Genomic DNA, 18,098 nt, shown 5'->3' with positions numbered 1-18,098 from the left:
TGGGTGGGCTCCGCGCGCCTGCCGCAATATCCGGTCGGGGCGCGGCTGAGGGACGCCTGGCTGGTGATGGGCGGGCGCGGCTCCGGCAAGACGCGGCTCGGCGCGGAATGGGTGAATGCGCTGGTGCGGAAGCTTCCGCCGTTCGCCGAGCACCGCTACGGGCGCATCGCGCTCGTGGGCGAGACGCTGGGCGACGTGCGCGAGGTGATGATCGAGGGGTCGTCCGGGATCCTTTCCATCTCGCGCGACGGCCCGCCGCGCTACGAGCCGAGCCGGCGGAGGCTCGTCTGGGACAACGGCGCGGTTGCGCAGGTGTTCTCCTCGGAGGACCCCGACAGCCTGCGCGGGCCGCAGTTCGAGGCCGCCTGGTGCGACGAGGTGGCGAAGTGGAAGAACGCGGAAGCCTGCTTCGACATGCTGCAGTTCGGGCTGAGGCTCGGGCAGCGGCCGATGCAGCTCCTCACCACCACACCGAAGCCGGTGCCGCTGATCCGGCGGCTGGTGGCGAGCCCGGACGTGACGGTGACGCGGATGCGCACCGTGGAAAACACCGCGCATCTCGCAGCCGCTTTCCTGCGCGCTGTGGAGCGCAATTATGCGGGCACGAGGCTCGGCCGGCAGGAACTCGACGGCGAACTGATCGAGGACCGCGAGGACGCGCTGTGGAACCGGGCCGAGCTGGAGGCCGCGCGCGGCTGGGGCGAGGCGAGGGCGATGCGGCGCACCGTCGTGGCGGTGGACCCGCCGGCGACGAGCCGCCGGACCTCGGATGCCTGCGGCATGGTGGTGGCAGGGCTCGACGAGAACGGCATCGGCTGGGTGCTGCACGATGGCACGATGCGGGCAGCGAAGCCGCAGGAATGGGCCGCGCGGGCGGTGGCGCTCTACCGCCGCTTCGAGGCCGATGCGATCGTGGCCGAGGTGAACCAGGGCGGCGACATGGTGGGCAGCGTGCTCGGCGCGGTGGACGCCATGGCACCGGTGAAGCCGGTGCGGGCGAGCCGCGGCAAATGGGTGCGGGCCGAACCGGTGGCCGCACTCTATGCGCAGGGCCGGGTGCGCCACGCGCAGCGCTTCCCGGATTTGGAGGACGAGATGTGCGACTTCGGCACGGACGGGCTGTCGGGCGGGAGATCGCCGGACCGGGTGGACGCGCTGGTGTGGGCGGTGACCGAACTGATGCTGGGGCGGGCGGCGGAGCCGCGGATACGGGATTTCGCCTGATGGGCTGCAGGCGGCGAACCCCTCACTTGCGATTTCTAACACTTAGCCTCCGCTTCGCTCCGGCTAAGATGTTGAAATCGCAAGTGAGGGGGAGATAGGCGCGTACAAGCGCCTCCGCATTCCTTGACGTTGGCGATTGGCGGCAAGGCTGGTGCCGGCGTCTATCTCCCCTTGGCGGGGGAGAAAGAAAATTCCTGGGCTTGGCCAAGCCAAGTCCTTGGAATTTGCAAGAGAGGGGGGCTTCGAGCGCTGAATGCCCTCAGATTTTTCCCAACAATCAGGAAACTCCATATGGCTTGGACATGGCCCTGGGCACGGCGTCCGGGAGGCGGGAACGCGTCTGTCGAACGGAAGCAGGCGGGCGGATACGGTTTCGTGGCGCTGCATGCGCAGGGCGAGCCGCTCTGGACGCGGCGCGACTATGTCTCGCTTTCCCGCGAAGGCTTCATGCGCAATCCGGTTGCGCATCGCGCGGTGCGCATGATCGCCGAGGCGGCGGGTTCCGTGCCCTGGCTCCTTTATGCGGGAGAAGAGGAGCTTTCCGAGCATCCGCTGCTCGACCTCCTGGCGCGGCCCAACCACCGGCAGGCGGGGCCGGGCTTCATGGAGGTGCTCTACGGGCATCTCCTGCTGTCCGGCAACGCTTATGTCGAGCTGGTGGAGGCGGGGGCGGGGGCGCGCGAGATGCACCTCTTGAGGCCCGATCGCGTGACGGTGGTGCCGGATGCGAATGGATGGCCCGTGGCGCTGGAGCACCGGGCGGGCAGCGTGAAGCGGCGCGTCTCGCTGGAGGAGGACGGGACAGGGGTGCATCTGACCCTCTTCCACCCGCTCGACGACCATTACGGCTTCGCGCCGCTTGCCGCAGCACTCATGGCGCTGGACATCCACAACGCGGCGGCGCGCTGGACCAAGGCGCTGCTCGACAATTCGGCGCGGCCATCCGGCGCGCTGGTTTATGCGCCGAAGGAGGGCGGGAACCTTTCCGACGAGCAGTTCGACCGGCTGAAGGCGGAACTGGAGCAGGGCTATGCGGGCGCGGCGAAGGCCGGACGGCCGCTGCTTCTCGAAGGCGGGCTCGACTGGAAGGTGATGAGCCTCAGCCCGAGGGATATGGATTTCATGGAGGCGCGGAACGGGGCGGCGCGCGATATCGCGCTGGCGCTCGGCGTGCCGCCCATGCTGCTCGGCATCCCCGGCGACAACACCTATGCCAACTACCAGGAGGCGAACCGGGCATTCTACCGGCTGACGGTGCTGCCGCTGGTCGGCCGCATCGCCAAGGAACTCGGAGGGTTCCTGGCCCCGCGCTTCGGCGGGGACGTGCGGCTGTGGCTCGACGCCGACCAGGTGGAGGGGCTCGCGGCAGAGCGCGAAGCGCTGTGGGCGCGGGTGAACGACGCCAGCTTCCTCACCGACGACGAGAAGCGCGAGGCCGTGGGGTACGGCTCCCATGGCGGGTGAGAGCGCATGTCGGGCGGGAGAACAAGGCGCGGGTACGGCGCCGGAAAGAAAAGATCGATGGCGGGGTCAGTGGAGAGATGAACAGGAAGGATCCACCAATGACCGGACTGGGCGAAGCGGCCTGGCTGTGGGCCGTCAAGATGATCGGCGCGGTCGCGGGTTCCGCGATCTCCCTTGCTTACATCCTGCCGCCGGGGCGGCGCGAAGCGGCGATCCGCTTCGCGGTGGGCGTGGTGTGCGGCCTCGTCTTCGGCGGCACGGCGGGGCTGAAGATCGCGACGGAGCTCGGCATCGCCGGGAGGCTGGCGCCGGGCGAACTCGTGCTCATGGGTTCGGCCGCCGCGAGCCTGTGCGCCTGGAGCGCGATCGGCTTCGTCATGCGCCTGCTCGGCAATGCGGGGCGCGGTCAGCAGGAAGCAGCGAGGGATTGAACGGATGAGGATGAAGATCGCCGGCGGACCGGACGAGCGGAAATATTCGAGCCTCGACGTGGAGCAGGTGGAGGCGGACGGGACCTTCTCCGGCTATGCGAGCCTGTTCGGCCGGGTGGATCTCGGCCGTGACCTGGTGGAGCGGGGCGCCTTCTCCGAGTCGATCACCAAACGGGGGGCGGGCGGGATCCGCATGCTGTTCCAGCACGATCCGAACCAGCCGATCGGCGCCTGGCGGGAGATCCGCGAGGACGAGCGCGGGCTCTTCGTGCGCGGCAAGCTGGCCACCGGCGTGGGCCGGGCGCGCGAGGTGTTGGAATTGATGCGGGACGGCGCGCTCGACGGGCTCTCCATCGGCTTCCGCAGTCAGCAAGCGGTGAGCGAGCCGCGCACGGGCATCCGCCGCATCAAGAAGGCCGATCTCTGGGAGATCTCGGTCGTGACCTTCCCCATGCTGCCGGAGGCGCGCGTGGAGACGGTGAAGGGGCGGGGCGACCTGCCGAGCCCAAGGGAATTCGAGCGCTGGCTCACGCGGGATGCGGGGCTGACGCGAAGCGAGGCCAAGACGGTGATTGCACGAGGCTTCGCTCACCTCCTGCGCGAGCGGGACGCCGCGCCGGGAACACCGGAACGCCTGGCGGCGACGATCCGCCGGGCAACGAAACTTCTGCAACAACGGGATTGAACGATGACCGACGCAAGGAACAGAGGCGTCCTGGAAGTGAAATCGGCCGGGGCAGGTGACGAACTCGCCGGCGCATTCGCGGAGTTCATGACTTCCTTCGAGGCCTTCAAGGAGGCGAATGACGAACGGCTGAAGAAGATCGAGCGCCGCTCGGCCGATCCGCTGACGACGGAAAAGGTGGAGCGCATCTCGGCCGCGCTCGACGAGCAGAAAAAGGCGCTCGACCGGCTGGTGCTGAAGAAGGGGCGTCCTGCCCTGGGACGTGAGGGAATGGGCTCGCTCGCGCATCTGGAGCACAAGCAGGCCTTCGAGGGCTATATTCGCAGTGGCGACGACCGGCAGCTTCGGGCGCTGGAGGAGAAGGCGATGTCCTACGGCTCAAGCCAGGACGGCGGCTATCTCGTGCCGGAGGAGACGGAGGCCGAGATCGGCAAGCGGCTGGCAGCGATTTCGCCGATCCGCTCCATCGCCTCGGTGCGCCAGGTCTCGACCGCGGTCTTGAAGAAGCCCTTCGCGGTGAGCGGCCCGGCGACGGGCTGGGTGGGCGAGACGGCGGCGCGGCCGGAGACGGCGTCGAGCATGCTCGACGAGCTTTCCTTCCCGACGGCGGAGCTCTACGCCATGCCGGCGGCGACACAGGCGCTTCTGGAGGACAGCGTCGTCGATCTCGACGCCTGGATCGCCGGCGAGATCGAGACTGCCTTCGCCGAGCAGGAGGGTGCGGCCTTCGTTGGCGGCGACGGCGTGAACAAGCCGCGCGGCTTCCTCGACTATCCGCAGGTGAACGACCTCACCTGGAGCTGGGGCAATGTCGGCTATGTGGCGACCGGCACGGACGGCGCCCTGCCGGTGGAAGCCCCCGCCGACGTGCTGGTGGACCTCGTCTACATGCTGAAGGCGGGCTACCGCCAGAACGCCGACTGGGTGATGAACCGCAAGACGCAGGCGGCACTGCGCAAGCTCAAGGACGGCGACGGCAATTATCTGTGGCAGCCGCCGGCAGCACCCGGCAGCCGCGCCATGCTGATGGGCTTCCCCGTGGTCGAGGCCGAGGACATGCCGGATATCGGCTCGGGCACGATCCCGATCGCCTTCGGCGACTTCGCGCGCGGATACCTGGTGGTGGACCGCACGGGCGTTCGCGTGTTGCGCGACCCGTATTCGGCCAAACCCTACGTGCTGTTCTACACGACCAAGCGCGTGGGCGGCGGCATCCAGAACTTCGAGGCGATCAAGCTTTTGAAGTTCTCGGCGGGGTAGGGGAGGCAAACCCCCTCTCTTGCGATTTCCAACACTTGGCCTTCGGCTAAGATGTTGAAATCGCTTTCTCCCCCGCAAGGGGGGAGATATCGCCGGCATCGGCCTTGCTGCGCATCTTCCGCGTTGGCGATTAGCGGAGACGGCGGCGCAAGCGTCTATCTCCCCCTTTGCGGGGGAGAAAGCAAATTCCTGGGCTTAGGCGAAGGCTAAGTCCTTGGAATTTGCATGAGAGGGGGCGCGGCCGCATGCCTCGCCCCCGATCCTTTCCCTTGAATCAACACATGAAGAGAGGCGTTCATGACGCTGTTCCGAACGGCCGATCCCGCGGTCGACCCGATCTCGCTCGGCGAGGCGAAAGAGCATATGCGCGTCGGCCATGACAGCGAGGACGCGTTGATCCGCGGACTGATCGCCGCCGCGCGCCAGGAGGTGGAACGGGCGACCGGCACGGCCCTGATCAACCAGTCCTGGCGGCTTCTGCTCGACGGCTGGCCATGCGACGACGTGGTGCATCTGCGGCGCACGCCGGTGCGCGAGATCCTTTCGATCACGGTTTTCGACGCGGAGGGGGCCGGCTCGGTGCTTTCTCCCGAGCACTACCAGCTCGACGGGATCTCGGCGCCGGCGCGGCTGTTCCTGGCGAGGAAGCCTATGCCGGGGCTGAAACTCAACGGCATCGAGATCGATTTTTCCGCCGGCTTCGGCGAGGCGGGGACGGACGTGCCGGACCTGCTCAAACGGGCGATGCTGATGCTGGTCACCCACTGGTACGAGTTCCGCGGCGTCTACGGCACCGAGAGCCAGCCCGTTTCCTTTCCCGACGAATACCGCCGGCTGATTGCCGCCTGGCAGACGCCGAGGCTCTGATGAAGAGGCTCGTGATCGATCCCGGCCGCCTGCGGACGGAGCTCGTGCTTCAAGCGGCGGCAGTGGTGGAAGACGGCGCCGGCGGGCATACCGAAAATTGGGGCGAGGTGGCGCGTGTCTTCGCCGAGGTCGTGCCTCTGCGGGCGGAAAGCCGCTTCGGCGTGGCGCAGTTCCTGGAGACTGCGACGCACCGCGTGATGCTCCGGCACCGGGCGGATGTGCGAAGCGGCATGCGATTCCTGAAGGAAGGGCGGGCTTTGGAGATCGTGACGGTCGAGGACGCGGACGGGACGGGCCGGTATCTCGCCTGCCTCGTGCGCGAGGAGGGGCGATGAAGCTCAGCATGCAGTTGACGCTCGACGGGCTGGTGCGGGCCATGCGCGTGAAGGCGCACGAGCTCGCGGATGCGGTGGAGAGCGGCGGGCACCCGCGGGACGAAGCAGGCAGACGGCCCGAACGCCGCGCCGGGATGCGCAGAGGAGACGAGGATGACGGCGGCGACACTTGACCTGCAGGAGGCGGTGTTCGCCGCGCTGAAGGCGGACAGCGCGCTTGTGACGGCCCTTGGCGGTGCGAAGTTCCATGATGTGACGCCCGCCAATCTGAATTTTCCTTACATCACCTTCGGCCGCACCAGCACCTATGACTGGAGCACGGGGACGGAGGAAGGCAGCGAGCATCTGTTCACGCTGCATGTCTGGTCGAAGCAGAAGGGGCGGCGGGAGGCGCTGGCGCTGATGGAGCGCGTGCGCGCGGCGCTGCACGAGAAGGATCTGGCGCTTTCGGGGCACGATCTCGTCAACCTGCGGCTGGAGTTTTCCGACATCCGATTCGACGAGGATCTCGCGGTGTTCGACGGCAGCATGCGGTTCAGGGCTGTGGTGGAACTGCCGTAGCGCCCGTGCTTCCCGTGCGAACACAATTCACACCAAAGGGAGACCATCATGGTCGCGAAGAAGGGCAAGGACCTGCTCCTGAAGCTCGACGAGGACGGGCTTGGGAGTTTCATCACGGTGGCGGGGCTGCGGACCAAGCGCCTCGCCTTCAACAGCGAGACGGTAGACGTGACGGATGCGGATTCGGCCGGGCGCTGGCGCGAGCTGCTTGCCGGCAGCGGCGTGCAGCGGGCTTCCATCGGTGGTTCCGGCATCTTCAAGGATGCGCAGTCTGACATGGCGGTGCGCGCCCGCTTCTTTGCCGGCGAGATCGCGGCGTGGCAGTTCGCGATTCCCGATTTCGGCGTGGTGGCGGGGCCGTTCCAGGTCACCTCGCTCGAATATGCGGGCAATCACGACGGGGAGGTGACGTTCGAGATCGCGCTGGAATCGGCGGGTCCGGTGAGCTTCGAGGTGGCGCCATGAGCGTGAACCGCCGGCGCGGCGAGATGGCCGCTAGGCTGGACGGGCGCGATTACCGGCTCTGCCTGACGCTGGGTGCGCTGGCCGAGCTGGAGGCGGCCTTTGCGGCGGAAAACCTGAACCAGCTTGTCGAAAGATTTGGAACGGGCAGGCTCTCCGCCCGCGACATGAGCGCCATTATCGCCGCCGGCCTGAGGGGCGGCGGGCACGAAGTGAGCGAGAACGAGGTGCGCGACATGCATTGCGAGGGTGGGGCGGCAGGCTTCGCCCGGCTCGTGGCCGAGCTTCTGGCCGTGACCTTCGGGGCCGAGGCGGGAGGGGAGACGGCGACGCGCCCTTAGAAGCCGCAGCGGGGCCGAGGGCGCCTTTCCCTTGGGAGGAGGTGATGGGCGCCGCCTTCGGCCTGCTGCGGCTCGCCCCCGCTGCGTTCTGGGCCATGACGCCCATCGAGTTCAATGCAGCGCTTCAGGCGCTGGGGCTGAGGCGCGGGAGTGCGCCGGGGCGCGACGAGCTTCACCGGCTCATGCGCCTTTTCCCCGACAATCCGGAGAAAACCGATGGCAGATGAGGTGAGGGTGCCGATCGTCGCCGACACGGCACCGTTCGAGGCTGCGCTGGAGAACCTGGCGACGCTTTCGGAAACATTCGGGACGCAGCTTACGGGCGCGCTGAAGAGCGCGGCGACAAGCGGGAAATCGCTTGACGACGTGCTGCGCAGGATCGGGCTCAACCTGGCGGGCATGGCGCTGGAGCAGGGGCTGAAACCGCTGCAGGGAATTGCGGGCTCGCTGTTTTCGGGGCTGCTCGGAAGCATCCTGCCTTTCGCGAAGGGTGGAGTCGTGCCGTTCGCGAGCGGCGGTATCGTCTCGGCCCCCACCTATTTTCCCGCTGGAAGGAACATCGGCCTGATGGGCGAGGCGGGCGCGGAGGCGATCCTGCCGCTGCAAAGGACTTCCGATGGACGGTTGGGCGTCGCTGCGGGTGGGGGAGGTGGCGGAGCGCAGATCGTCTTCAACGTGACGACGCCGGATGCCGCTTCCTTCCGCAAGTCCGAGGCGCAGATCTCGGGCATGCTGGCGCGTGCCGTCTCGCGCGGGACGCGGACGCTGTAGATCGGTGACCGTCTACCAGCGCAGGCGAGGCGGCGACGTTCAGGCATGGATCCTCGGGTCGAGCCCGAAGGATGACGAGGAGGAGAGGTTTCCGCAAACCTCCGATGCTGGCGAGCAGCGGAAGCGCTCCATGCGTTCGTCATCCTCGGGTTCGACCGAGATCCATGCCTGAACGGTCCCAACTCCGCGACGGTCGCGGTATGTCAAACAAATTCAGGAACTCTCATGAACAGTTTTCACGACGTGCGCTTTCCGCTCGGCGTCTCCTTCGGCGCGACGGGTGGGCCGGAGCGGCGCAACGAGATCGTGCAGCTCACCTCGGGCCGGGAAAAGCGCAACGCGCGCATGGCGCATTCGCGCAGGCATTACGACGCGGGGACCGGTGTGCGCTCGCTCGAAGACCTCTACGAGGTGATGGCCTTCTTCGAGGCGCGGCGCGGCTCGCTGCATGCGTTCCGCTTCCGCGATCCGTTCGACATGAAATCCTCCGCGCCGCACCGGGCGCCGACCGCCTTCGACCAGGAGATCGGCATGGGCGATGGAGCAACGAGCCGATTTGTGCTCATGAAGACTTACGGCGTGGGAGAGGATGCCTATCGGCGCGAAATCACGCGGCCCGTGGCCGAGACCGTGCTGGTTGCGGTGGCCGGCGTGCCGAAACAGATCTCGGCCGACTATTCGACCGATCCGGAGACGGGTGAACTGGTCTTCTCCGCCGGCGCCATACCGGCGGCGGGAGAGAAGATCACCGCCGGCTTCGAGTTCGACGTGCCCGTGCGCTTCGACACGGAACGGCTTTCGGCGTGCGTGACGGCGTTCCGGGCCGGTCAGATCCCCTCGATCCCGCTGGTGGAGGTGCTGTGATGGCGAAGATTCCGGCCGCGCTTGCGGCGCATCTGGGAAAGGAGGTCACCACGCTCTGCCATTGCTGGCGGCTGACGCGCGGCGATGGCCAGGTGATGGGCTTCACCGACCATGACCGGCAGATCGCCTGCGACGGCACGGTGTTCATGCCGGAGACCGGGCTTTCGGCGACCGAAGCGCGGCGCTCGCTGGGGCTTGCCGTCGACACCGTGGATGTCGAGGGGGCGCTCTCCTCGCTCGACATCGGCGAAGGCGATGTCGTCGCGGGTCTCTATGACGGGGCGACGGTGGAGACGCTGCTCGTCAACTGGCAGCGGCCGGAGGAGTTCGCGCGGCTGAGGCGCGCGGTGATCGGGCAGATCGCGCGACGCGACGGGCGCTTCGTGGCGGAACTGGAAAGCCCGGAACGGGCGCTCGACCAGACAAACGGCCGCACGGTGCGCAGGCTCTGCGATGCGGAGCTTGGCGACGGGCGCTGCCGCGTGAACCTGGAGGACGGCCGGTGGAAGGGGGCGGGCACGCTGGTGTCGACGCAGGGCAACAGCATTGCCGTCTCCGGGCTCGAGGCGTTCGAGAGCGGCTGGTTCGCGAACGGGATCCTGACCTGGACTTCGGGCGCGAGCGCCGGACGGCGGGAACGGGTCTCTGCGCATCGGAAGGACATCGAAGGGACCGTGCTCGACCTCTGGCGGGACACGGCGGCGGCCGTCGCGCCGGGCGATGCCTTCACCGTGACCGCCGGCTGCGACAAGCAGTTTTCAACCTGCAGGGCGAAATTTGCCAACAGCGCCAATTTCCGCGGCTTCCCGCATCTGCCGGGGAACGACGTCGGCTATTCTTATGTGGTGGAGGGGCAGGTCTTCGACGGCGGCCCTGTCGTGGAATGACCGAGGACATGGCTGCGCCGGCAGCGGTGATCGCGGCAGCGCTTTCCTGGCTCGGAACCCCTTACCGGCACCAGGCGAGCCGCAGGGGCGTGGGCTGCGATTGCCTGGGCCTCGTCCGCGGTGTCTGGATGGAGCTCTATGGCGGCGAGCCGGAGCCGCCCGGCCCCTACAGCATGGATTGGGCCGAGGCGAGCGGCGAGGAACGGCTGCTCGACGCGGCCAGGCGGCACTTCATCGAATGCGGGAGGGCCGATCTCGTACCGGGCAGGCTCGTGCTCTTCCGCTGGCGCCAGCACTTGCCGGCCAAGCATGCGGGCATTCTGGTGAGCGGGGATGCGTTCATCCACGCCTATGAGGGCCGGGGCGTCGTGACCTCGGCGCTCGTGCCGCAGTGGCGTCGGCGCATCGCCGGGGTTTTCGCTTTTCCGTAGATTTGGCCAATGGAGTTACCTCTCTCTTGCGATTTCCAACACTTAGCCTGCGGCTAAGATGTTGAGATCGCTTTCTCTCCCGCAAGGGGAGAGATAGGCGTCCTGCGCCATCGCCTCGGCAAAATCACCGGCGCTGGCGATTGGCAGGAAAGTTGATGCCGGCGTTGTCTCTCCCCTTGCGGGAGAGAAAGCAAATTCCCGGGCCTGGCGGAGCCAAGTCCTTGGAATTTGCGAGAGAGGGGGAACCCCCGGCAGCCCCTAGCAACGGAGTGAATGATGGCGACCATCCTTCTGCAGGCGGCCGGTGCGTTCCTGGGCGGCGTGTTCGGCCCGGTCGGCACGGCCATCGGCTCGGCCGCGGGCGCGATAGCCGGCTATATGGTCGACCGGGCGCTGATCACGGGCACACAGCGTTACGAGGGACCGCGGCTGACGTCGGCGAGGCCGTTCACAGCCGAGGACGGCGCGCCCCTGCCGCGTCTCTACGGCACGGTGCGCACGAGCGGCACGCTGATCTGGGCGACGCGGTTCGAGGAGAAGAGCACGACGAGCCGGCAGGGCGGCAAGGGAGGCGGGCCGAAGGTCACCGACTATTCCTATTTCGCCAACGCGGCCTTCGCGCTTTGCGAAGGCGAGATCGCCGGCGTGCGCCGGATCTGGGCCGACGGCAAGGAGGTGGACCGGGGCGAGGTGGAGATCCGCGTCTATCCGGGCTCGGAGCACCAGCCGGTGGACCCGCTGATCGAGGCGAAGCAGGGAGAGGGCAACGCGTCTGCCTATCGCGGCACGGCCTATGTGGTGATCGAGCGCTTTCCGATCGACGATTACGGGAGGCGCATCCCGCAGTTTCAGTTCGAGGTGATCCGTCCCGTGGGCGAGCTCAACCGCCGCATCAGATCGGTGGCGCTCATTCCCGGATCGACGGAATACGGGCTCTCGCCGAAGCTGGTACGGCTGCAAAGGGGTCTCGGCGAGACGGAAGCGGTGAACCGCCACGTGCTGACCGCGGCGACCGATTTCGAGGCCTCGCTGGACGAATTGCAGATGCTCTGCCCCAACCTCGAGACCGTGTCGCTCGTGGTCTCCTGGTTCGGCACGGACCTGCGCGCCGGCGAATGCAGGATCAAGCCGATGGTGACGCAGGACGACCCGGACGGGCTGTCCGCGGACTGGCAGGTCTCCGGCGTGAGCCGGGAAGAGGCGGAGACCGTTTCGCGCAACGACGGCAAGGCCGCCTATGGCGGAACGCCCACGGACCGCTCGGTGATGGAGGCGATCGGGGCGATCCGCGAAAGGGGTCTGAAGGTGGCGCTCTACCCCTTCATCATGATGGACGTGCCGGCGGACAACGCACTGCCGAACCCCTATGGCGGGGGCGCGCAGCCGGCCTATCCATGGCGCGGCCGCATCACCTGCCATCCGGCGCCGGGGAGGGCCGGGACGCCGGACAAGACGGCAGCGGTGCGGAACGAAATCGTCGCGTTTGCCGGGACGGCCATGCCGGCGCAGTTCCGGCGCAGCGGCGAAACGATCCGGTTCGACGGCAATTCCGGCGAATGGAGCTATCGCCGGTTTCTCCTGCATTACGCCCATCTCGCGGAGGCGGCGGGCGGGGTGGACGCCTTCCTCATCGGTTCGGAACTGCGCGGACTCACGACGCTCAGGGACGGGGCGAACCGCTTTCCCTTCGTGGAACTGCTGGTGGAACTGGCGGCGGAGGCGCAGGGCATCCTGGGCGATGCGACGGCGATCACCTATGCGGCCGACTGGAGCGAGTATTTCGGCCACCAGCCGGCGGACGGCTCGGGCGACGTCTTCTTTCATCTCGACAGCCTGTGGGCGCATCCGGCGATCGATGCCGTCGGCATCGACAACTACATGCCGCTCTCCGACTGGCGCGACCAGGACGTGGACGGCAGCAATCCCGACGGTTTCACCGGGCCCTACGATCCGGATGGCCTGCGGACCGCGATCGCCGCGGGCGAGGGGTTCGACTGGTACTATGCGAGTGCCGCGGACCGGGCGGCGCGGCGGCGGACGCCGATCATCGACGGTGCCCATGGCAAGCACTGGGTGTACCGCTACAAGGACCTCGCCGGCTGGTGGTCGAACCGCCACCATAACCGCGTCGGCGGCGTGGAGCAGGCCACGCCGACCGCCTGGGTGCCGATGTCGAAGCCGATCCATTTCACCGAGCTCGGCTGCGCGGCGATCGACAAGGGGCCGAACCAACCGAACGTCTTCGGCGATCCGAAGTCAGCCGAGAGCGCGGTGCCCTATTTTTCCAACGGCGGACGCTCGGATCTCGCGCAGCACCGCTTCCTGATGGCGCATTATCGCCATTGGGAGGACGGGGGACCGGCGGCCAACCCCGTCTCGCCCGTCTATGGCGGGCCGATGGTGGACGTGGGCGGCATCGGCATCTGGGCTTGGGACGCCCGGCCTTTCCCGGCTTTCCCGCTGCAGGGGAATGTCTGGGGAGATGGCGACAACTGGTGGAGCGGGCATTGGCTGAACGGCCGGCTGAGCGGCGTTCCGGTCGAAGCGCTTATCGAGGCCATCCTGGCCGATCACGGGCTGCCGCCCGCCGACACGTCGCGGGCGGACGGCATGGTGGCGGGCTACGTGGTGACAAATCCCACCACCGCGCGCGCGGCCATCGAGCCGATCGCCACGCTCTTCGGCATCGCCGCGATGGATGGCGACCAAGGGCTCGTCTTCGCCACGGAAGGCGCGGGTGCCGGAAAGGCGGTGGCGCTGGAGGAACTGATGCTGGAGGACGGACGCGAGACGGTGGAGCGCGTGCGCCAGCCGGATCATGATCTGCCGGCGCTGGTGCAGATCGATTTCACCGATCCGATGAACGAGCACCAGTCGGCGACGGCGGCGGCCGACTATGTGGGCGCGAAGGGGAGCGGCACGAGCTTCTTCTCCTTTCCGGGAGCGCTTGCCGTGGGCGAGGCCGAGAGCCTCGCACGCAATCTCCTGCGGCGAAGCTGGGACGGGCGGGAGCGCGTGACTTTCGCCGTGCCTGGAGCCGAAAGGCGCATCGACGCGGGAAATGTCCTGCGCTTGCCGGGGGAGGCGGAGGGACCCGACTACCTGGTGGAGGAGGTGGAGGACGGGCTCGCCCGGCTCGTGAAGGCGCGGCGGATCGTGCGCGTTGCGGCTCCGCCCGCGAAGAATGTGCCGGGTCCCGGCGGTGGTTCCGGCGGCGTGTATGTTCCGAGCAAGCCTTATGCGCTGTTCCTCGATCTGCCGTCGCGCTCGTCGCAGGACGCGCCGCAGGACCAGTTCCGGCTTGCCGTGCGGGCGGCACCCTGGCGGACGCAGGCCGTGCTCGCTTCGCCGGAGGAGACCGGATTTGACCTGCGCGGGACGACGGCGAGCAGGGCGGTGATCGGCCTGCTGCGGCAGGCCCTGCCCGCCGGGGCGGCGGAAGGGCGGTTCGACCGCTCCATCACGCTCGACGTGCGGCTGCTGGACGGAGAGCTCCAGAGCATTTCGCGCCTGCACATGCTGAACGGCGGGAACGCCGCCGCCGTGCGGTCGATGGCGGGCGCGTGGGAGATCCTCCAGTTCGAGGAGGCGGAGGAGATCGAGCCTTCGGTGTGGCGGTTGAAGGGGCTTCTGCGCGGACAGCTCGGCACCAGCGATGCGATGGCGGCGGGGGCGGAGGCGGGCGCGCCGTTCGTCTTCCTCGACGAGGCGGTGGCGCCCGCGGGGCTGAAGCCCGAGGAGATCGGGCTCGAGCTCAACTGGCGCATCGGACCGGCGGGCTACGACATCTCGGACGAGTATTTCCTCCGCGTCCCGGCCGAGGGCGGAAGGCAGGCGCTGCTGCCACTCTCGCCGGTGCATCTGCGGGCACGGATGCACGCTGGCGACCTGCATCTGTCCTGGATCAGGCGCGGCCGCGTGGATGCAGATAGCTGGATGGGAGAGGACATCCCGCTCGGCGAGGAGCGGGAGCTCTACCGGATCGGGATCGGGCTGCCCGGTGGGGCGAGCGTGAGAACCGCGACCGCCGCCGCGCCGGCCTGGGTCTACACGGCTGCGATGATGGCGGCCGACTTTTCCGAACCGCCGGCGGCGATCGAGGTGTCCGTCGCCCAGTCGAGCGCGCTCGTGGGGGCGGGCCTGCCCGTCAGGCGGACGGTTCCGCTCGCCTGATGAATTTCCAACCGAAAAGGAGCATGGGAATGACAGAGACGAAACCCTGGTATCTTTCGCGCACCATATGGGCGTCGGCCGTGACCGTGGCCACGGCGGTGGGCGGCCTGTTCGGCTTGCCCGTGGCGGAGATCGACGGCCAGACGCTCACGGAAACGCTTCTGCAGGCGATCACGGCCATATCGGGCCTCGTGGCCATTTTCGGACGACTTTCCGCCGAGACCCGGATCGGCTGAAACAAGGCCCCGCGCGGGAGACCCCGTGCGGGGCTTTCCGTCGCCAGTATGGTTGAAATTCGCCAATTGTTCATTCCCCATTCAGCCCCGTTGGGTTAGACAGGGGACCATGAAAAAGATCCGTTCCAAAATCCTGTGGCTGACGAATGCGGGTGTCGCGCTGGGGCTTTTCGCCACCAGCGCCTTCGCCCGGCCGCCCCTGCTTCTCGCGCAGGGCGCACCGGACTGCTATGCGATCGGCCAGCAGATCGCGGCCGAGCAGGGCGGCACGCTGGCCGGCGCCTCGGCGGAAACGCAGGGCGGGAGCACCGTCTGCCGGATCGTCATCCTGGTTCCGGCCAAGGACGGCGAGCGGCCCAGGCGGGTGGAAGTGACCGTTCCGGCGCGATAGCCGATCGATGTTTCAAGGCTTTTCAGGATTTTTAGGCGGTTGAATCCATGCGCATTCTGGTTGTCGAGGACGACAAGGACCTGAACCGGCAGATCAGCGCCGCATTGGAGGACGCGGGGTATGTGGTGGACCGCGCCTTCGACGGCGAGGAGGGGCATTTCCTGGGCGATACGGAGCCCTACGACGCGGTGGTGCTGGATATCGGCCTTCCGCAGATGGACGGCATCAGCGTGCTGGAGCGCTGGCGCCGCGACGGACGGACGATGCCGGTGTTGATCCTGACCGCGCGGGACCGCTGGAGCGACAAGGTCTCGGGCATCGATGCAGGCGCGGACGACTACGTCACCAAGCCCTTCCACATGGAGGAAATCCTGGCGCGCTTGCGGGCGTTGATCCGCAGGGCGGCGGGGCATGCCTCGCCGGAACTTTTCTGCGGGCCTTTGCGGCTGGACACCAAGGCGTCGAAGGCGGATGTCGACGGGGTGCCGCTCAAGCTCACCTCGCACGAATACCGGATGCTTGCCTATCTGATGCACCACAAGGGCTCCGTCGTCTCGCGCACGGAGCTGGTCGAGCATCTCTATGACCAGGACTTCGACCGGGATTCGAACACCATCGAGGTCTTTGTCGGGCGTCTGCGCAAGAAGCTCGGCATCGACCTGATCGAAACCGTGCGGGGGATGGGGTACCGCATGCGCGAGCCGAATGGCTGACAGGGCGCGTGGCGGGCAGGGGCGTCCGCCGTCAACCTTCGGGGCGCGGCTCAAAGCCCTGCCGCGCATGCTGACGTTCCGCGTCGTCGCGTTCTCGTCCATCTGGGCGATCATCGCGCTCGTGGTGATCGCGACCGTGATCTCGACGCTTTTCCGGCAGGTGAGCGAGCGGGGCTTCGACAATGTGCTTTCCGCCCATCTCTTCAACCTGATCGCCTCCGTGAGCGCCACGGACGACGGCCGGCTGGTGGGCAGCCCCAATCTGGGGGACCTCCGGTTTTCCGAACCTCTGTCGGGCTGGTACTGGGCCGTCGAGCCGGTATCGGAGGCGCTGCGCAACCGGCTTCACTCCCCCTCGCTCGTGATGCCGGTCAATTCGCCTTCCACGGACGAGGTGCCGTTCGACCGCGAGTTCCGGCGCAGATATCTCGAGGAAGGGCCCGGCGGGGAGCAGATCGAGGTGCTGGAGGCGGAGATCGTGCTCGACCAGCTGGACCGTGTCGCCCGCTTTCGCGTGATGGGAAACCGGAGCGAACTGGAGCAGGAGATTTCCGACTTCGCCGGCCGGCTTTACGCCTATCTCGCCATTTTCGGCCTCGGCATGATCGCCATCAACGTCTTCGCCATCTTGGTGGCGCTCAAGCCTCTCGGCAGTATCAGGCAGGCGCTCGCCAGCATACGCGCGGGAACGGCCGAGCGGCTTTCCGGCCCGTTTCCCGTGGAGATCGCCCCGCTTGCGGAGGAGACCAACGCGCTCATCGAGAACAACCGGCGCATCATCGAGCGGGCGCGCACGCAGGTGGGCAACCTGGCGCATTCGCTCAAGACGCCGCTTGCGGTGCTGATGAACGAAGGCAGGACGCTCGGCGGCGACAAGGGGGGGCTGATCACGAATCACGCCGAGGGCATGCAGAAGCAGATCGACCACTATCTCCAGCGCGCCCGCGCCGCCGCCCAGCGCAACACGCTTGCCTCGCGCAGCCCGGTGAACCAGACACTGGCGCGGATGGCCAGGGTGGCGGAGAAGCTCAATCCGGACAAGCGGCTGGCCGTGAAGATGCCGGAAAGCGAAATCGTGTTCGCCGGCGAGCGCGAGGATCTGGAGGAGATCACCGGCAACCTTCTGGAGAACGCGATGAAATGGGCGAGCGGGAAGGTGGTGCTGTCGCTCGGCCTTGTCCAGGCGGACGAAGCGGGGCCGCGAAGCTTCCGCGTCGTGATCGAGGATGACGGCCCGGGGATTCCGGAGGACCAGGCGCGCCAGGCGCTGAAACGCGGAAGACGGCTCGACGAGAGCAAGCCGGGAACCGGCCTCGGCCTGTCGATCGTCGCCGATCTGGTGGAAGAATACGGAGGCACGCTCTCACTGGAGAGGTCGAAGCTGGGAGGGCTGAAGGCGGAGGTGTCGCTGCCGGCGGCATGAGAGGCGAATAGGGAAGGGATTCCCGGATGGACAAAATTCGGTCAAACATGGTCTGTAGTCGCGACGCGGCTTTGCGGCGGAGGGTGAAAACGGCATGAGGGTATCGGCTATTGCCATCGTGACGGCGTTCCTGCTTTCCGGTTGCGCGGTGGGCGGCTTTTCGCGATCGGTGGACGTCACCGCATCCTCGGAGCAGGGCTCCGTGCGCGCCATTGGCGGCATCGTTGGCGGTGGCCTCGTGATGGGGCAACTGGGCGCTGGCCTGAACCGGCGCGAGCGCCTTGCGGCAATCGACGCCGAATATCGGGCGCTGGAATCGGCGCCCGCCGGGCAGCCCGTCAACTGGAGCGACGAGCGCACGAGGCACAGCGGCGCCGTGACCGCTGCGCAGCCATATCGTGTCGGGTCGCAGGATTGCCGGCCTTATTCCCATTCCGTGACGGTGGACGGCGGAAAGCGAAGGGCACGCGCGACCGCTTGCCGCAACCCGGATGGAAGCTGGACGTTGCTCGACTAGAGCAAGCGGTCGCAGCGGAGGGGTTTCAGTTCCCGTCTGCCTGAAGCAGTTCCTCATTCTGA

22 protein-coding genes are annotated in these 18,098 nt (G+C 67.6%); all 22 read left to right on the top strand.

Annotation, left to right across the window (positions count from 1 at the left end):
* The first annotated feature begins 3 nt into the window (after positions 1–3).
* Positions 4–1,224: a terminase family protein gene (locus PVE73_RS16730; protein WP_277367486.1), complete on the top strand. Its 1,221-nt coding sequence runs from the start codon at positions 4–6 to the stop codon at positions 1,222–1,224.
* 291 nt (positions 1,225–1,515) lie between these two features.
* Positions 1,516–2,688: a phage portal protein gene (locus PVE73_RS16725; RefSeq protein ID WP_277363327.1), complete on the top strand. Its 1,173-nt coding sequence runs from the start codon at positions 1,516–1,518 to the stop codon at positions 2,686–2,688.
* A gap of 98 nt (positions 2,689–2,786) precedes the next feature.
* The gene (locus PVE73_RS16720; RefSeq protein ID WP_346772372.1) at positions 2,787–3,119 is read left to right on the top strand and encodes a DUF6107 family protein; all 333 of its coding nucleotides are present in this window, start codon (positions 2,787–2,789) and stop codon (positions 3,117–3,119) included.
* A 10-nt stretch (positions 3,120–3,129) separates the two neighbouring features.
* Entirely contained in the window at positions 3,130–3,804 is a 675-nt protein-coding gene (locus PVE73_RS16715) for an HK97 family phage prohead protease (RefSeq protein ID WP_277367485.1), read from the top strand.
* Positions 3,805–3,807: 3 nt separating this feature from the next.
* Positions 3,808–5,064: a phage major capsid protein gene (locus tag PVE73_RS16710; protein ID WP_277363326.1), complete on the top strand. Its 1,257-nt coding sequence runs from the start codon at positions 3,808–3,810 to the stop codon at positions 5,062–5,064.
* Positions 5,065–5,361: 297 nt separating this feature from the next.
* A complete protein-coding gene (locus PVE73_RS16705) occupies positions 5,362–5,931 on the top strand; it encodes a head-tail connector protein (RefSeq protein WP_277363325.1) in 570 nt (189 codons plus the stop codon).
* Positions 5,931–6,266 (top strand): phage head closure protein, encoded by a 336-nt coding sequence (locus tag PVE73_RS16700; RefSeq protein WP_277363324.1) that lies wholly within the window; start codon positions 5,931–5,933, stop codon positions 6,264–6,266. Before PVE73_RS16705 ends, PVE73_RS16700 begins: the two co-directional genes overlap by 1 nt.
* Positions 6,263–6,439, top strand: coding sequence for a hypothetical protein (locus tag PVE73_RS16695; RefSeq protein ID WP_277363323.1), 177 nt, complete (start codon positions 6,263–6,265; stop codon positions 6,437–6,439). The genes PVE73_RS16700 and PVE73_RS16695 overlap by 4 nt, the downstream gene beginning before the upstream one ends.
* Positions 6,420–6,827, top strand: a complete 408-nt coding sequence (locus PVE73_RS16690; RefSeq protein WP_277363322.1) for a DUF3168 domain-containing protein — start codon at positions 6,420–6,422, stop codon at positions 6,825–6,827. Before PVE73_RS16695 ends, PVE73_RS16690 begins: the two co-directional genes overlap by 20 nt.
* 48 nt (positions 6,828–6,875) lie before the next feature.
* On the top strand, positions 6,876–7,292 hold the full coding sequence (locus PVE73_RS16685) for a phage major tail protein, TP901-1 family (RefSeq protein WP_277363321.1): 417 nt from the start codon (positions 6,876–6,878) through the stop codon (positions 7,290–7,292).
* Positions 7,289–7,630, top strand: a complete 342-nt coding sequence (locus tag PVE73_RS16680) for a gene transfer agent family protein (protein WP_277363320.1) — start codon at positions 7,289–7,291, stop codon at positions 7,628–7,630. The genes PVE73_RS16685 and PVE73_RS16680 overlap by 4 nt, the downstream gene beginning before the upstream one ends.
* A gap of 44 nt (positions 7,631–7,674) precedes the next feature.
* Entirely contained in the window at positions 7,675–7,857 is a 183-nt protein-coding gene (locus PVE73_RS16675) for a phage tail assembly chaperone (protein WP_277363319.1), read from the top strand.
* Positions 7,847–8,401: a phage tail tape measure protein gene (locus PVE73_RS16670; protein ID WP_277363318.1), complete on the top strand. Its 555-nt coding sequence runs from the start codon at positions 7,847–7,849 to the stop codon at positions 8,399–8,401. The genes PVE73_RS16675 and PVE73_RS16670 overlap by 11 nt, the downstream gene beginning before the upstream one ends.
* Positions 8,402–8,626: 225 nt before the next feature.
* Positions 8,627–9,265 carry a DUF2460 domain-containing protein gene (locus PVE73_RS16665; RefSeq protein WP_277363317.1) on the top strand — a complete coding sequence of 213 codons (639 nt, stop codon included), beginning with the start codon at positions 8,627–8,629 and terminating at the stop codon, positions 9,263–9,265.
* Positions 9,265–10,152, top strand: a complete 888-nt coding sequence (locus tag PVE73_RS16660) for a DUF2163 domain-containing protein (protein WP_277363316.1) — start codon at positions 9,265–9,267, stop codon at positions 10,150–10,152. Before PVE73_RS16665 ends, PVE73_RS16660 begins: the two co-directional genes overlap by 1 nt.
* 8 nt (positions 10,153–10,160) lie before the next feature.
* Entirely contained in the window at positions 10,161–10,583 is a 423-nt protein-coding gene (locus PVE73_RS16655) for an NlpC/P60 family protein (protein WP_277363315.1), read from the top strand.
* Between the two features lie 276 nt (positions 10,584–10,859).
* On the top strand, positions 10,860–14,756 hold the full coding sequence (locus PVE73_RS16650) for a glycoside hydrolase/phage tail family protein (protein WP_277363314.1): 3,897 nt from the start codon (positions 10,860–10,862) through the stop codon (positions 14,754–14,756).
* A gap of 29 nt (positions 14,757–14,785) precedes the next feature.
* A complete protein-coding gene (locus tag PVE73_RS16645; RefSeq protein WP_277363313.1) occupies positions 14,786–14,992 on the top strand; it encodes a hypothetical protein in 207 nt (68 codons plus the stop codon).
* Between the two features lie 109 nt (positions 14,993–15,101).
* Positions 15,102–15,383 carry a hypothetical protein gene (locus PVE73_RS16640; protein ID WP_277363312.1) on the top strand — a complete coding sequence of 94 codons (282 nt, stop codon included), beginning with the start codon at positions 15,102–15,104 and terminating at the stop codon, positions 15,381–15,383.
* Positions 15,384–15,430: 47 nt separating this feature from the next.
* Complete coding sequence (locus PVE73_RS16635) at positions 15,431–16,096, top strand: response regulator transcription factor (protein WP_277363311.1); 666 nt, start codon at positions 15,431–15,433, stop codon at positions 16,094–16,096.
* 67 nt (positions 16,097–16,163) lie between these two features.
* Positions 16,164–17,519, top strand: coding sequence for an ATP-binding protein (locus PVE73_RS16630; RefSeq protein ID WP_277367484.1), 1,356 nt, complete (start codon positions 16,164–16,166; stop codon positions 17,517–17,519).
* Between the two features lie 94 nt (positions 17,520–17,613).
* Positions 17,614–18,036 carry a hypothetical protein gene (locus tag PVE73_RS16625; protein ID WP_277363310.1) on the top strand — a complete coding sequence of 141 codons (423 nt, stop codon included), beginning with the start codon at positions 17,614–17,616 and terminating at the stop codon, positions 18,034–18,036.
* Positions 18,037–18,098 lie beyond the last annotated feature (62 nt).

Source organism: Chelativorans sp. AA-79, assembly GCF_029457495.1.
Lineage (GTDB): Bacteria > Pseudomonadota > Alphaproteobacteria > Rhizobiales > Rhizobiaceae > Chelativorans.
The sequence above is the reverse complement of the archived record's forward strand: the minus strand, read 5'-3'. Positions and strand labels throughout refer to the sequence as shown.

What these genes read in the sequence shown, in the direction of transcription:
- PVE73_RS16725 (WP_277363327.1), top strand. Translation starts at nt 1,516, where the DNA reads ATGGCTTGGACATGGCCCTGGGCACGGCGTCCGGGAGGCGGGAACGCG.
- PVE73_RS16720 (WP_346772372.1), top strand. Translation starts at nt 2,787, where the DNA reads ATGACCGGACTGGGCGAAGCGGCCTGGCTGTGGGCCGTCAAGATGATC.
- PVE73_RS16715 (WP_277367485.1), top strand. Translation starts at nt 3,130, where the DNA reads ATGAAGATCGCCGGCGGACCGGACGAGCGGAAATATTCGAGCCTCGAC.
- PVE73_RS16710 (WP_277363326.1), top strand. Translation starts at nt 3,808, where the DNA reads ATGACCGACGCAAGGAACAGAGGCGTCCTGGAAGTGAAATCGGCCGGG.
- PVE73_RS16705 (WP_277363325.1), top strand. Translation starts at nt 5,362, where the DNA reads ATGACGCTGTTCCGAACGGCCGATCCCGCGGTCGACCCGATCTCGCTC.
- PVE73_RS16700 (WP_277363324.1), top strand. Translation starts at nt 5,931, where the DNA reads ATGAAGAGGCTCGTGATCGATCCCGGCCGCCTGCGGACGGAGCTCGTG.
- PVE73_RS16695 (WP_277363323.1), top strand. Translation starts at nt 6,263, where the DNA reads ATGAAGCTCAGCATGCAGTTGACGCTCGACGGGCTGGTGCGGGCCATG.
- PVE73_RS16690 (WP_277363322.1), top strand. Translation starts at nt 6,420, where the DNA reads ATGACGGCGGCGACACTTGACCTGCAGGAGGCGGTGTTCGCCGCGCTG.
- PVE73_RS16685 (WP_277363321.1), top strand. Translation starts at nt 6,876, where the DNA reads ATGGTCGCGAAGAAGGGCAAGGACCTGCTCCTGAAGCTCGACGAGGAC.
- PVE73_RS16680 (WP_277363320.1), top strand. Translation starts at nt 7,289, where the DNA reads ATGAGCGTGAACCGCCGGCGCGGCGAGATGGCCGCTAGGCTGGACGGG.
- PVE73_RS16675 (WP_277363319.1), top strand. Translation starts at nt 7,675, where the DNA reads ATGGGCGCCGCCTTCGGCCTGCTGCGGCTCGCCCCCGCTGCGTTCTGG.
- PVE73_RS16670 (WP_277363318.1), top strand. Translation starts at nt 7,847, where the DNA reads ATGGCAGATGAGGTGAGGGTGCCGATCGTCGCCGACACGGCACCGTTC.
- PVE73_RS16665 (WP_277363317.1), top strand. Translation starts at nt 8,627, where the DNA reads ATGAACAGTTTTCACGACGTGCGCTTTCCGCTCGGCGTCTCCTTCGGC.
- PVE73_RS16660 (WP_277363316.1), top strand. Translation starts at nt 9,265, where the DNA reads ATGGCGAAGATTCCGGCCGCGCTTGCGGCGCATCTGGGAAAGGAGGTC.
- PVE73_RS16655 (WP_277363315.1), top strand. Translation starts at nt 10,161, where the DNA reads ATGGCTGCGCCGGCAGCGGTGATCGCGGCAGCGCTTTCCTGGCTCGGA.
- PVE73_RS16650 (WP_277363314.1), top strand. Translation starts at nt 10,860, where the DNA reads ATGGCGACCATCCTTCTGCAGGCGGCCGGTGCGTTCCTGGGCGGCGTG.
- PVE73_RS16645 (WP_277363313.1), top strand. Translation starts at nt 14,786, where the DNA reads ATGACAGAGACGAAACCCTGGTATCTTTCGCGCACCATATGGGCGTCG.
- PVE73_RS16640 (WP_277363312.1), top strand. Translation starts at nt 15,102, where the DNA reads ATGAAAAAGATCCGTTCCAAAATCCTGTGGCTGACGAATGCGGGTGTC.
- PVE73_RS16635 (WP_277363311.1), top strand. Translation starts at nt 15,431, where the DNA reads ATGCGCATTCTGGTTGTCGAGGACGACAAGGACCTGAACCGGCAGATC.
- PVE73_RS16630 (WP_277367484.1), top strand. Translation starts at nt 16,164, where the DNA reads ATGCTGACGTTCCGCGTCGTCGCGTTCTCGTCCATCTGGGCGATCATC.
- PVE73_RS16625 (WP_277363310.1), top strand. Translation starts at nt 17,614, where the DNA reads ATGAGGGTATCGGCTATTGCCATCGTGACGGCGTTCCTGCTTTCCGGT.